Consider the following 12,628-nt stretch of genomic DNA (forward strand, 5'->3'; position numbering starts at 1 on the left):
GTGGATAAGACCAAAAGAAAGGGGTAAGATAAGCCATTTTTTAGATTTGCGCTTTTCAGCCACCCCCTACTATAAAAAAAAGCGCCCCCAGCAGGAGCGCTTTTTCAACACGTTCATATCATCTGTTCTAACATCTACTTATTTTCTTGCTGTATTTTGTAAGATCGTAAATTCTACCCGGCGGTTGATCTGCCGATTGTCATCCGTATCATTAGGCACCTCGGGCTTGCTTTCGCCATAGCCCCTGGCTGTAACCCGCGCCGGCTCAATCCACTTGGCAGTGATGTACTCCCGCACTGCTTCGGCCCGGCCCTGCGAGAGGCGCTCATTGTACTCATCGCTGCCCTTATCATCGGTATGGCCGCCAATTTCAATATAGAGGTTGGGGTTTTGCTCCATCAGTTCCACTACCTTGTCCAGCTCGGGAAAGGACTCTTCCCGCAGGGTGGTCTTGTCAAAATCAAAGAAGATGTTGTTGAGGCGTACCGACAGGCCTACCTCCAGCTTCTTTACATAAATGGTGCGGTACACACTCATGTCAATTTTGGTAGGTTCTACGGCAAAGGTATCGGCACCGGCCAGGTAGCCCTCAGCGCTTACCAGTAGTTGAAACTCTCCAGGACCGGGGAGCTGGGTCTCAAAGTCGGGCTGGCCAAGCTGGGTTTCGGTTACCCCTATGGCCTCTCCCCCCTGCAGGATGCGGATGCTGGCATGGGGTACCAGCTCACCGCTTTTCTGGTCTACTACACGACCGGCCAGCATGATTTTGGCTTTCTTCTCCTTAATGCGGCGCAGGGTATGAATGTCCAGGTGCCCGCCATCGGCCGACATATAGGCACGGGTAGTAAACACCAGCGAATCGGCATTGCCAATGGCATAGTAGGCGTCAAAACCGCCGGTATTAATGGGAGCGCCTATGTTTTCGGGCTTCGACCATTTTTGCCAGCTGTCGTCCTGGCGCACGGTCTTATAAATATCGGCATTGCCAAAGCCGCCGGGGCGGTTGCTGGCAAAGTACATGGTCTTGTTGTCGGGCGCCAGGTAGGGACCAAACTCATCCAGGCGGGTATTGAGAGTGGTGATGGGTGCCGGCCGGCTCCAGCTGTTGCCCTTAGGGAAGCTCACATACAGATCGCTGTATTTGGCCCCCTCTACTTCGTTAAAATACAGGATGAGCGCAGAGGCATCCAGCGCCAGAAAGGCTCCGTTGAAACGTCCTTTGGCCATCTTATCAAAGCCCTCAATTTTGAGCGCTTCCGGTTTCTGCCACTGTCCGTTTACCCGTCGGCAGAGCGAAAAGCCCAGCGAGTTTTTGCCACTGCCGCCCCGCACCAGCAGGGTATTGCCATCGGGCGATACGCTCAGCACCTGGTTGAACTGGTTGGTGTTAAGGGGTGCCGGCATGTGTTTGGCCTTGCCCCACTGCCCGGTGGCATCAATCTCGGAATACCAGATATCCTGGCTGCCTTTGCCGTGGGTATTCTGGGGGTGGTCGTTTACCGTAAAGTAGAGGGTCTTTCCATCGGGTGCTACTACGGGCGCCGAGTCATGGTATTGGGTATTTACATCCCGGCTCAGGCTTATGAGCTCAAACTTGGGTTCTTCGGCTTCCTCCTTCTGCTGTTTTGTTTGTGCAAAGGCGCCACTGAGGCCTGCACATGCCATAAGCAACACTAAACCTGTTCTCATGCAATCATCTGGTTGATGGAAGAGGTAAAAGTATTGTGCTGCCGCAAGTATTGCTCGGGCATCTCCAACAAAAGCTTACGCCAAAAGTAATTCTTGAAATAAGGCAAAAGCAGGGCCACCAGGGCAGGGTTAGGCACAAGATCACCCAAAAAAGTGTATTTCTGGGAGAATAAGTTTTAGAAGCCCGTTGCTTTTGCGCCCGCCTCCTGCCCTAACCTTACACAAGCGCCCTTTTTGAAGCCGCTGCAGGATAGCCGATTTCCTTACATCACCTGCAGCACAAGGCCCTTCAGGTACTCGCCTTCCGGGTGGTAGAGGCTGTAGGGGTGGTCGGCCGGCTGGCTCAGCTGGTGCAGCACCCGCACGGGGCGGCCTGCCTCTATGGCCGCTGACATCACAATGTTCTGGAACAGCTGCTTGTCTACCACCCCGGAGCAGCTGAAGGTATACAGCAGCCCGCCGGGCTGCAACTGGCGGATGGCCTCGTAGTTCAGGCGCTTATAGCCCATCAGCGCATTGTGGCGCTTGCCCATGCTTTTGGCAAAGGCCGGGGGATCCAGGATCACAATATCATAGTCACCCCCCTTTTCTTTCAGGTAGGCAAAGGTGTCCATGGCAAAGCTCTGGTGCCGCTCCTGGCCCCCATTCAGGGCTACATTCTCATCGGTAAGGGCCACGGCTTTGGCCGATACATCAACCGAATGCACCTCGGTAGCGCCCGCCTGCAGGGCATAGACCGAAAACCCCCCGGTATAGCAAAAGGTATTGAGCACCCGCTTGCCCCGGGCGTGCTGGGCCAGCAAGGCCCTGTTCTCCCGCTGATCCAGGAAAAAGCCGGTTTTTTGCCCCCCTATCCAGTCAATCTTAAAGCGCACGCCATTTTCCATCACCACCACCTCCTGTTCGCTACCCTCACCAATCAGGTAACTATTCTGGATGGCGCCGGCGGCAGCATGCAGGGTTTCGGCACTTTTGTCATACACGGCTGTAATGCGCCCCCCGGCTACGGCCACAACGGCCTGGGCCAGCTGCTGGCGTACCCGCCACATGCCCAGGCTATGGGCCTGCAGCACGGCTGTGCTGCCATATACATCAAGGATGAGGCCGGGAAGCTGATCGCCCTCAGCAAATACCAGGCGGTAGGCGGTAGTTTCTTTGTTGTCAATAAGGCCCAGTTGCTGGCGTAGCGCCCAGGCCTGCTGCAGGCGCAGCTGCCAGAAGGCCTCATCCAGTGCTGCCGGCTCAAAGGCCAGCAGGCGCACGGCAATATTGGCTGGCTGGTAGTGGCCCACCCCTATCAACTGGTTTTGGGCAGAATAAACTTCTACGGCATCCCCTTCCTGGATACCTTCTTCTACCTTTTTTACTGCTCCGGAATAGATCCAGGGGTGGCGGCGCAGGGCCGATTGGTCCTTGCCTTTGTTCAGCCAGATTTTTTTCATGGGGGCAAAGATAGGAAGACTATTGGAATGCGTGTGCCAGAGCATGAGCAAAGGGGGTGTTGGTTGTAACCATCAGCCCGGGTTTTATTCTGGCAACCCTGATGCCAACATCAGCCAGCGCGCTTAAAATCAAGGAAGGGACGCCATTCTTCGACCATCAGGCCGCTGTGGTCTCGCAAAAAATGCAGGTAAGAAGGTTTTTCGGGGGTTTTGCGGAGTTTTAGGCCGGCCGCCTCGGGAGTGTAGTCGCCTTTGCGGGTATTGCAGCGCTTGCAGGCGGTGACCAGATTGGTCCAGGTAGATTTACCGTTTTTGGAGCGGGGTATCACATGATCGAGCGTAAGGTCTTTGCCGGAGCCGCAGTACTGGCACTGGTGTCCGTCCCGCCTGAAAACATTCTGCCGGGAAAGCATCACCCCCTGATAGGGTACCCGCACATAACGGCTGAGCCGGATGACGGCCGGTGCCGGAAAGGTTTTGCTCACCGAGCGCAGCACATGGCCATTGAGGCGCTCCAGCATTTCGGCCTTTTCGCCAAATACAAGCAGAAACGCGCGTTGCACCGTACAGACGGTGATGGGGCTATAGTCAAAATTGAGTACAAGAACCTGCCCTTTACGCATGGCTGCTACCTTACATAATTATTCGTTTAATAAGACTAAGGGTATGGGTATAGTGTTTTTCTTCTTCGCAATAAATCCCCGTACTGTCCAGTCTGTCAATGCGCACCCTACCCGAGGCGTGGATGATCTTTTCCCCGTCCAGCACCAGGCCAACATGGGTAATACGCCCCTGGGGGTTATGGAAAAAGGCCAGGTCGCCTGGCCGGGCCTCCGCTACAGTGGGCACCAGCACCCCTTCCCGGGCCTGCTGGCTGGCATCGCGCTGTAGCTGATAGCCGCCCAGCTTGTAGACCATTTGGGTAAAACCCGAGCAGTCAATACCAAAGGGCGACTTCCCTCCCCACAGGTAAGGTGAATCAATATACATAAAGGCAAATTCTTTTAAAAGAGCTGCATCCTTTATCTTCCTGATGGCGTGGGTTTTGCCTGAAAAGGTAACCGTATGTTCATCCTGAAATAATTCCTGCCCGCCAAGGGGTAAGGTACTGCCCAGCACCAGCTGCAGCCGGTGGCCGGGAATTCGCAGCTGCCCACAGATCTCCAGGCTCACCACCGGGGGACGCTCCTGTGCTTCAAGATAAAAAGCTTCGCTGATGGGATGGTGCAGGCGGTGGCCGATCCAGCCTTCGTAGCCATCGGCCTGCTGGCGTATGCGCACCCACTCCCTGCTGGCGCTCCACTCCAGTACCTGGTAAAGGTCACCGAACAGCAGCTGGGTCACCATTTCGGCCACTTCTTTTCCTTCGGCCCGCACCGGCACCAGGCTCAGGCGGCAGTATCCGTATTCTTGCATGTTGATGTTGATTTGAGAAAATGGACGATGGACGTTGGACGTTGGACAATGGACTGCAGCACCCTTCCCCCTCCTCTTGTTGGTATTTTCACCAACAAATCGTCACACCTGAGGCCCGATCAGGAAATACTGGCAGCTTGTTGGTGAAAACACCAACAAGGGGGAGGCGCTTCGCTCTATTGTCTATTGTCTTTAGTCTATAGTCCATTGTCCACTATCTAACTACCCAATATCCTAAAACTTCATCCGGCTTAGCTCCCGCTGTATGTCACGCTCTTTAATGCTTTCGCGCTTGTCGTGGGTCTTTTTGCCTCGGGCCAGGGCAATCTCCAGCTTGGCCAGTCCCTTGTCGTTGATGAACAGGCGAACGGGAATAATGGTTAGGCCCTTTTCTTCAGACTTGGTTTTCAGGCGATTGATTTCGCGGCGCTTCAGCAGGACCTTGCGCGGGCGCATGGGCTCGTGGTTGAACATATTTCCCTCTTCATAGGGCGATATGTGCAGGTTAAAGACCCACATCTCGTCGTTCTGAAAGCCGCAGTGCGCATCGCCCATGTTTACCTGGCTCTGGCGGATGGACTTGATCTCGGTACCCTGCAGGGAGAGGCCGGCCACAAATTTCTCCAGAAACTCGTATTCAAAGCTTGCCCGTTTGTTCTTTATGTTCACCGTTTTCGCAAAACGGGATTCTTTCTCTTTTGCCATTGTTCGGCCTATGCTTCTATGTAGTAAAAATTCTTTCCAATACCCCTTTCCCTTTTATCCCCTTCCTCTACGCACCGGGTGGCAGTGCCGTTTCGTTGCTTGCCGTCTTTCCCCACACGCCTACCCCTTCGCTCCTTTTCTCCTCCCCCAATACCCGTTCAAAACGTCATCCTGGGCATAGGGCTTACATCCTGCGCGCAAAATTCGCCGGCCAGGTATTTGTAATGGGCCGCTACGGCAATCATGGCGGCATTGTCGGTACAGTAGGCAAAGGCAGGGATGTAGACCTGCCAGTCGCGCTTCTGGGCCTCCTGCTGCAGGGCAAGGCGCAGCCCGCTGTTGGCCGATACCCCTCCGGCAATGGCAATGTGGCGTATGCCTGTTTCGCGGGCCGCCCGCCGCAACTTTTGCAGCAGCATTTCTACCAGGGTGTGCTGAATGCTGGCGCAGATATCGGGCAGATGCTTCTGGATAAAGTCCGGATCTTCCTTCAGCCGATCCTGCAGAAAATAGAGCACGGCGGTTTTAATGCCACTGAAGGAGAAATTAAGCCCCGGCACTTCCGATAAGGGAAAGGCAAAAGCCAGCGGATTTCCCTGCTGCGCATAGCGGTCAATGAGGGGCCCGCCGGGATAGGGCAGCCCCATGATCTTGGCCGTTTTATCAAAGGCCTCGCCTACGGCATCATCTATGGTTTCGCCAATGATCTCCATCTTCAGATAGTCTTTTACCAGCACCAGCTGCGTATGGCCGCCACTTACGGTCAGGCACAGAAAGGGAAAAGGCGGTTTGGGATCATCGATAAAATGGGCCAGAATGTGCGCCTGCATGTGATTTACATCAATGAGCGGAATATCGAGCGCCAGGGCCAGGGACTTGGCAAAGGAAGCTCCCACCAAAAGTGCACCTAAAAGACCCGGCCCGCGGGTAAAGGCCACTGCTTGCAGTGCATTTTTTTCTATATTTGCATCCTGCAAAGCCTTGTGTACCACCGGCACAATGTGCTGCTGATGTGCCCGGGAAGCCAGCTCCGGCACTACACCGCCCCACTGCTGGTGAACCTGCTGGCTGGCCACAATATTGGCAAGTATTTTGCTGTTTTGAATAACGGCGGCCGAGGTTTCGTCGCAGGAAGATTCTATAGCTAAGATCGTACACATTTGGCTGTTGATAACGAAAAAGTTACGCAAGATAAGAAATTCCGCTTTGGCAGGCTAGTGCTGGTGCTGGTGGCGCTGTGGTTGCTTTTAGTGACCGGACTGCTGGTGGCCCTGCAGTTTCCTTCCGTACAAACCCGCCTGGTTCAATCCACCGCCCGCTGGCTTAGTGAAAAGATCGATCACCCCGTAAGCATCAGCCGTGTAAACCTTTCCTGGTTTGATGAGCTGGAGCTGGAGGGGGTACGCGTGCTGGACGGGCAGGATAGCCTGATGATCGGGGTAGACCACATCCGGGTGGATTTTGACCTGATCAGCCTGCTGATGGAATCGCCTCCGCGCCTTGATGGGGTGCAGCTGCAGCGCCCCTATGTGCAGCTGATCAAGAATACGCCCGATTCCGGCCTCAACATCAACCGCTTTATCCGCAACATACAGGCTCTGCTGCCGCCCAAAACCAAAACGGGTAAAAAAAGGTGCCCTTTATTATCGATGATGTGCGCATCAGCGAAGGCACCTTTCTCTTTCACAACCCCCATGCCGACTCGCTGCAGGAGATCTTTGACTACAACCACTTCCGCTTTCAGCAGCTGCATGCACAGGCCCGGCAGTTCACCATTGTAGCCGATACCATCCAGGCCGATATTGGCCTGTTGCAGGGCTACTCGGCCGAGTATGATTTCCGGATCGATACGCTGCAGACCCAGTTCACTTATGCCAATACCGGCATGCTGTTTGACAAGCTGCTGCTACGCTCCGGCAATACCACCCTGCGCGATAGTGTGGTGTTTCGCTACCGGGACCAGGCCAGCCTGAGCTATTTTCAGGACAGTGTGCAGCTCTATGCCCGCCTGCGCAACAGCGTGCTGGACAGCCGGGAACTGGGCATTTTTGCCCCCGCCCTGGAAAGCTATGGCGATACCTACCGCATCAGCGGCGATCTGAACGGGCGCTTCAGCCAGTTTGATGTAAAAAATATGGACCTGCGGCTGGGAGAGCAAAGCCGCATGCGGGGCTTTGCCAGCATGGATGGCCTGCCCAACATACTGGAGACCTTTATAGAGCTGGACCTGACCAACTCTTTTCTGCACCCGCAGGATTTGCGCCCCTACATAGCCCCCACTTTTTATGAAAGCATTGAAAAGCTTGGCAATATGCAGTTTAGCGGCCAGTTTCTGGGCTTTCCCAATGACTTTGTGGCCAATGGCACCTTCCAGACCTGGCTGGGCCTGATCCGCTCCGACATTAACCTGAAGCTGCATGAGAACCGGCTGCTCTCTACCTACAGTGGCAACCTTACCCTGGTAGATTTTAAGCTGGGCCAGCTGCTGGATAACCCCCTCTGGGGCTCGGTAAGCGGGCAGGGCAGCATCTCAGGCCAGGGGCTTTCCCTGGAGACCGCCCGCTTTCAGCTGGATGCCACCATCCAGCGCCTGCAGATACGTGGCTATACCTATCAGAACATTGGCGCCGAGGGCCAGCTGGCCCGCAGCTTTTTTGAAGGAAAGCTGTCGGTAAACGACCCCAACCTGCGCCTGCTGGGCGAGGGCTCCATTAACATGCAACAGGGCAAAAACCAGCTCAGGATAAGCGCCCAGCTGGATACCGCCCGCTTTCGGGAGCTGGGGCTGATGGACGATACCCTAACCGTAAGCGCAGCCCTGAACCTGAACCTGCAGGGACTGGAGCTGGATGAGCTCCGGGGCGATGCCCAGTTACAAAACCTCTATGTGCACTACAATGGACGGGAGCTGCTGCTGGACAGCCTGCAGATTCTCAACCAGCTGGAGGGGGAGGCGCGCACCCTCCAGCTGCGCACCGACCTGGTAAACCTGGATGTAGCCGGCCGCTTTAACTACACCACCCTCTCGGCCGATCTGCAACGGCTCTATCAGGAGTACCGCCTTAATTTTCGCAACCAGGAAGATGAGCTGCGGGCCTACTACAGTACCAAAGAACGGCCCGAGGCCTATGAGCGCTACCGGCTGGAGTACAGCCTGCTGCTAAAAGATGCCAACCCCCTGCTTCGTCTGCTGGAGCCGGGCAGCTATGTTTCTGAAAACACCCTGGTAGAAGGCCACTTTACAGCCGGATATACGTCCATTTTCTCAGCCAATACGCGCATTGATACCCTTCTTTGGAACGAAAACCGGCTCTATGACCTGGAAGCGGAGCTTACCACCTCCAAAATTGCCGACAGCACCCAGGTGCTTGCCATGGCCTATCTAAGCTCCCGGCAGCAGCAGTTCGAGGGCTTTACCCCCACCCGCCGCCTGGAGGCTGAAGCCATCTGGAACCAGGACCGCATTGGGTTTAGCGGCTCCATTCTGGAGCAGGGCGGCGATAACTATGCCGATGTGAATGCTGATCTGTTCTTTCTGGCCAACGAAACCCACATTCAATTTACCAATACCGCCACCAAGCTTATTGAGAATGTCTGGCAGGTAAAAGGCAATAACCTGATCGTATTCCGGGGCGATAAGATTCTGATCAATAACCTGGAGCTGTTCCATGCCGAGCAGTCCATTCGGGCCGAGGGGATACTCTCCCCGGCGCTGGAAGATACCCTGCAAGTCGATATCAACAACCTGCAGCTGGCCAACCTTAACCCCATTCTGGAGCAAAAGCTGGGGGGTGTGGTAAACGGACAGCTCATGCTGCAGGAAGTACTGGGCAAGCCCCTGTTCAAGGGCAGCATGCGCATTGACAGCCTGTCGGTAAATGAATTTCTGGCCGGCGATTTTGCCCTGCGCACCAGCTGGGACCAGCAGGAAGAAAAGCTCAACCTGGATGTTCAGGGCCAGCGGCAGGGCCAGCAGATCCTGACCGCCAGCGGCTACTACAACCCCCTGGCCCGGGACAACCAGCTTAATCTGGAGGCCCAGTTTGAGCAGGCGCCGCTTAACCTGCTGGAGCCCTTCTTTGGCTATATGTTCTCGCAGATAAAGGGCACTACCAGTGGCAAAGTACTGGTGCTGGGTACCCCCACCTACCCCATTGTGCAGGGAGGCGGCCGGGTAGAAGGGGGTAGCCTGCGCATCAATTACCTTAATACCACCTATACCTTTGCGGGCGACATTCTCTTTTCTGAGAACGAAATTGGCTTTCGGAATCTTAGAATGTCCGATACCGAGGGCAACCCTGCCTACCTCAATGGGGGGGTATTCCACGACGGCTTCAGCAATTTTGTGATCAACCTGAAGGCCGGCCTGCAGGGCACCAAAGTGCTCAACACCAGCTACAGTGATAACGAGCTCTACTACGGCACGGCCTATGCCACCGGCGAGGTGGAGGTACTGGGGCCGGCCAATAACCTCTGGATCACCGCCACGGCCCGCTCCGATAAGGGCACCAAGATCTTTATTCCCATCGATTTCAAAAATGAAGCCGGCACCCAGAGCTTTGTGAACTTTGTAAACCGCTCGGCCGATGGCATCCGCATTGATGCCGACACCACGCGGCGGATCACCAACGAAGGAGGTATCAAGCTGGATTTTGACCTGGACATCACCCCCGATGCCTATGTGGAGATCATCTTTGACCTGCGGGCGGGCGATATTATCCGGGGCAGGGGCAGGGGCAAGCTGGAGATGGAGATCGATACCGAGGGGGATTTTACCATGTTCGGCAATTACGAGATTGAGCAGGGGGCCTATAACTTTACCCTCTTCAATGTAATTACCAAAGAATTTGTGATAGAGCCCGGCAGCAGCATCCGCTGGGACGGCGACCCCTATGGCGGCTTGCTGGACATACAGGCCAGGTACCAGCAGGTAGCCTCCCTGGGCCGTATCCTGCCACAACAGGGCGATGGCAGCACCACCAACCCCCTGCTGCTACGCCCCTACCCGGTGGTACTGGGCATGGGCCTGGTGGGCGATCTGATGGCACCCTCCATTAGCTTTAATATTGATATACAGGAGTATCCGGTAGAATTTACCAATGAGATCAGCGGCTTTATGAACCGCCTGCAGTCCGATGAGCAGCTGCTGAACAGGCAGGTCTTTAACCTGCTGGTGCTGAGGCAGTTTGCACCGGTAGACTATGGCACCAGCGGATTTACCGCCCAGTCGGCCGGCCGCTTTGGCTCCCAAACGGCGGTAAGCAGCATCAGTGAGCTGCTGGCCAACCAGTTTAGCGCCCTGGCTTCCCAGATTGATGAGAACCTGGAGATTGATGTGAACTACACCAGCAACATCAACGAGGCTATGAATACCTTTCAGCTGCGCCTGAGCTATACCTTTTTGAACGGTCGCCTGCGCATCACCCGCGATGGCAGCCTGATCAATTCCACCAGCCCAGGCTCTACCGTAGCCAACAGTACGGCCAACAATTACATTGGCAACTGGACGGTAGAATACATGCTGACCCCCGATGGCCAGTACCGGGTAAAGCTCTACAACCGCGCCAACTTCCGCACCCTGACGGCCGATCATGCCCTGCCCGACTTTACCCAGGGCATCAGCCTGCTGCAGACCAAAAGCTTCGATTCCTTTAAGGAGCTTTTTCAGCGCATCAACCGCAACGAATCCGGCATGCCGGTACAACTGCCCCTGCCCGATAGCAGTGTGGAAGAACTGATCCGCCTGGAAGAAGACGAGGAAAAGGAAGTGCTGCCCGAAGAAGTGCAGTAGAAGTTTTAATCCAGCAAGCTTTTTTTTACCTTTTATCCGGATGAAGCCCTCCCTCCTGCTGCTCTGCCTCCTGCTCTTTCCGCTCTGGCTCCTTGCACAGCGGTACTACCCCACCACCCTGCAAAGCCGGGAGACGCTCTCATTAAGTGCCGGCACTACCGGCTTTTTTGGCGACCTGCAGGGCGATAATACCGTTTTTGGCAAGCGTCCCCACCTTGGGCTGGCCTATGAACATCGCCCTTTTAGCCGCCTGGGGCTGCGCACAGCAGCACACTGGTACCAGCTGGCTGCCCGCGATGCCGACTCCCGGCAGGCCTATCTGCAGGAGCGCAACCTTTCTTTTACCTCCACAAACTGGGAATTAAGTGTGCTGGCAGCTGTTTATGCCCTACCCTACCGGCCGGTATACTACCGTAGCAGGCGGCGGCTCAATGCCTATGGCCTACTAGGCCTTGGGGCCACCTACTACAACCCAAAAGCCGAACTGGCAGGGCAGCAATGGGCCCTGCGGGTACTGGAAACCGAAGGGGTCAGTTACAGCAGGGTTGCTCTGGTGATTCCCTTTGGCGGGGGCCTTACGGTAAAGCTAAGCCCACAGTTCGATCTGGCTCTGGAAGCTACTTACCATTATGCCGCTACCGATTATTTGGATGATGTAAGCAGCCGCTATCAGGATCCGGCCCTCTTCTCCGACCCCATTGCTGCCGCCCTGGCCGACCGCCGGCCCGAACTGGGCCTTGATCCGGCCCGTAGCGGCTCCATACGGGGTAATCCTACCGTAAAGGATGGCTACTCCATGCTAAGCCTGCGCCTGCAGTACCATGTGCCCCGCTACCATTTTAGAGGCAGAGCTGTTAAAAAGCGTTTTCAGCGCTAAGGGAAGGCTTTTTAGGGGAGTGTGAGGAGCCGGAAGCTGTCAGAAGCTGCTCGGGCCGTATGCCAAAGTTAATGCGTTGCCCCACCAGTACCGTTGCAACCGTTTTGGCCAGAATGGCACAATCCAGCCGCAGGCTCAGCCGGGCTACGTAGGCCTGATCATACCGCATCTTTTCTTCCCACAGCAGCTCATTGCGGCCCATCACCTGGGCCAGGCCGGTAAGACCGGGCTTTACCCAGTGGCGCCGCTTTTCGGCAGGGGTATAGAGGGGCAGGTATTCCATCAGCAGGGGGCGGGGCCCTACCCAGCTCATATCCCCTTTGAGGATATTCAGGAGCTGCGGCAGCTCATCCAGCGAATAATCCCGCAAAAATTTACCCCAGCGGGTTTGGCGCTCACCTTCTGAAAGCCACCTGCCCTCCCGTTCCTCTTCGGGCAGCAGGGTAGAGAACTTGTAAAAACGGAAAGGGATACCCCTATAGCCAGGCCGCAGGTGGCTGTACAGCACCGGATGCCGAAACAGCAGGGCCGATATGCCCGCTACCATCCCCATCAGCGGCAGGGCAAGCGGCAGCACCAGCCCGCATAGCAGCAGGTCCAGCAGTCGTTTTCCGATGGGGTAATAATGGATCATCCTTCTTAAGCAACGCTCGCTACTGACGCAAGGTTCAGGGATCGGCGGCGGCACAATATACAAAAAAAGCGCCT

General features: G+C 55.6%; 9 protein-coding genes. 2 read left to right on the top strand and 7 right to left on the bottom strand.

The genetic code is table 11. From position 1 onward, the window contains the following. Window positions 1-138: 138 nt before the first annotated feature. From ADICEAN_RS03550 to tsaD, 6 genes are all read right to left on the bottom strand, one after another. Window positions 139-1,689, bottom strand: coding sequence for an OmpA family protein (locus ADICEAN_RS03550; protein WP_009194156.1), 1,551 nt, complete (start codon window positions 1,687-1,689; stop codon window positions 139-141). A 263-nt stretch (window positions 1,690-1,952) separates the two neighbouring features. Continuing rightward, window positions 1,953-3,131 (bottom strand): class I SAM-dependent rRNA methyltransferase, encoded by a 1,179-nt coding sequence (locus ADICEAN_RS03555; RefSeq protein ID WP_040396139.1) that lies wholly within the window; start codon window positions 3,129-3,131, stop codon window positions 1,953-1,955. A 110-nt stretch (window positions 3,132-3,241) separates the two neighbouring features. Continuing rightward, window positions 3,242-3,754 (bottom strand): HNH endonuclease, encoded by a 513-nt coding sequence (locus ADICEAN_RS03560; protein WP_009194158.1) that lies wholly within the window; start codon window positions 3,752-3,754, stop codon window positions 3,242-3,244. A 10-nt stretch (window positions 3,755-3,764) separates the two neighbouring features. Beyond that, window positions 3,765-4,547: a C40 family peptidase gene (locus ADICEAN_RS03565; RefSeq protein WP_009194159.1), complete on the bottom strand. Its 783-nt coding sequence runs from the start codon at window positions 4,545-4,547 to the stop codon at window positions 3,765-3,767. A 234-nt stretch (window positions 4,548-4,781) separates the two neighbouring features. Next, a complete protein-coding gene (gene smpB / locus ADICEAN_RS03570) occupies window positions 4,782-5,252 on the bottom strand; it encodes an SsrA-binding protein SmpB (RefSeq protein ID WP_009194160.1) in 471 nt (156 codons plus the stop codon). A gap of 158 nt (window positions 5,253-5,410) precedes the next feature. Continuing rightward, window positions 5,411-6,412, bottom strand: a complete 1,002-nt coding sequence (tsaD, locus tag ADICEAN_RS03575) for a tRNA (adenosine(37)-N6)-threonylcarbamoyltransferase complex transferase subunit TsaD (RefSeq protein WP_009194161.1) — start codon at window positions 6,410-6,412, stop codon at window positions 5,411-5,413. 473 nt (window positions 6,413-6,885) lie between these two features. Here tsaD and ADICEAN_RS23820 point away from each other — a divergent pair, with 473 nt between their 5' ends. Both ADICEAN_RS23820 and ADICEAN_RS20890 read left to right on the top strand, forming a co-directional pair. After that, entirely contained in the window at window positions 6,886-11,043 is a 4,158-nt protein-coding gene (locus tag ADICEAN_RS23820) for a translocation/assembly module TamB domain-containing protein (RefSeq protein ID WP_009194162.1), read from the top strand. Between the two features lie 40 nt (window positions 11,044-11,083). Then, on the top strand, window positions 11,084-11,920 hold the full coding sequence (locus ADICEAN_RS20890) for a DUF6089 family protein (protein ID WP_009194163.1): 837 nt from the start codon (window positions 11,084-11,086) through the stop codon (window positions 11,918-11,920). On the opposite strand, the gene ADICEAN_RS03590 is transcribed toward ADICEAN_RS20890, so the two are convergent. Continuing rightward, complete coding sequence (locus tag ADICEAN_RS03590) at window positions 11,898-12,554, bottom strand: sugar transferase (RefSeq protein WP_009194164.1); 657 nt, start codon at window positions 12,552-12,554, stop codon at window positions 11,898-11,900. The two genes, ADICEAN_RS20890 and ADICEAN_RS03590, sit on opposite strands and share 23 nt — an antisense overlap. Window positions 12,555-12,628: the final 74 nt, after the last annotated feature.

The sequence above is a fragment of the Cesiribacter andamanensis AMV16 genome (genome assembly GCF_000348925.1).
GTDB classification, from domain to species: domain Bacteria; phylum Bacteroidota; class Bacteroidia; order Cytophagales; family Cyclobacteriaceae; genus Cesiribacter; species Cesiribacter andamanensis.

Excerpts from the sequence above, each read along its gene's own strand:
- ADICEAN_RS03550 (WP_009194156.1), bottom strand. The coding sequence starts at position 1,689 with ATGAGAACAGGTTTAGTGTTGCTTATGGCATGTGCAGGCCTCAGTGGC.
- ADICEAN_RS03590 (WP_009194164.1), bottom strand. The coding sequence starts at position 12,554 with ATGATCCATTATTACCCCATCGGAAAACGACTGCTGGACCTGCTGCTA.
- ADICEAN_RS03565 (WP_009194159.1), bottom strand. The coding sequence starts at position 4,547 with ATGCAAGAATACGGATACTGCCGCCTGAGCCTGGTGCCGGTGCGGGCC.
- ADICEAN_RS20890 (WP_009194163.1), top strand. The coding sequence starts at position 11,084 with ATGAAGCCCTCCCTCCTGCTGCTCTGCCTCCTGCTCTTTCCGCTCTGG.
- tsaD (WP_009194161.1), bottom strand. The coding sequence starts at position 6,412 with ATGTGTACGATCTTAGCTATAGAATCTTCCTGCGACGAAACCTCGGCC.
- smpB (WP_009194160.1), bottom strand. The coding sequence starts at position 5,252 with ATGGCAAAAGAGAAAGAATCCCGTTTTGCGAAAACGGTGAACATAAAG.
- ADICEAN_RS03560 (WP_009194158.1), bottom strand. The coding sequence starts at position 3,754 with ATGCGTAAAGGGCAGGTTCTTGTACTCAATTTTGACTATAGCCCCATC.
- ADICEAN_RS03555 (WP_040396139.1), bottom strand. The coding sequence starts at position 3,131 with ATGAAAAAAATCTGGCTGAACAAAGGCAAGGACCAATCGGCCCTGCGC.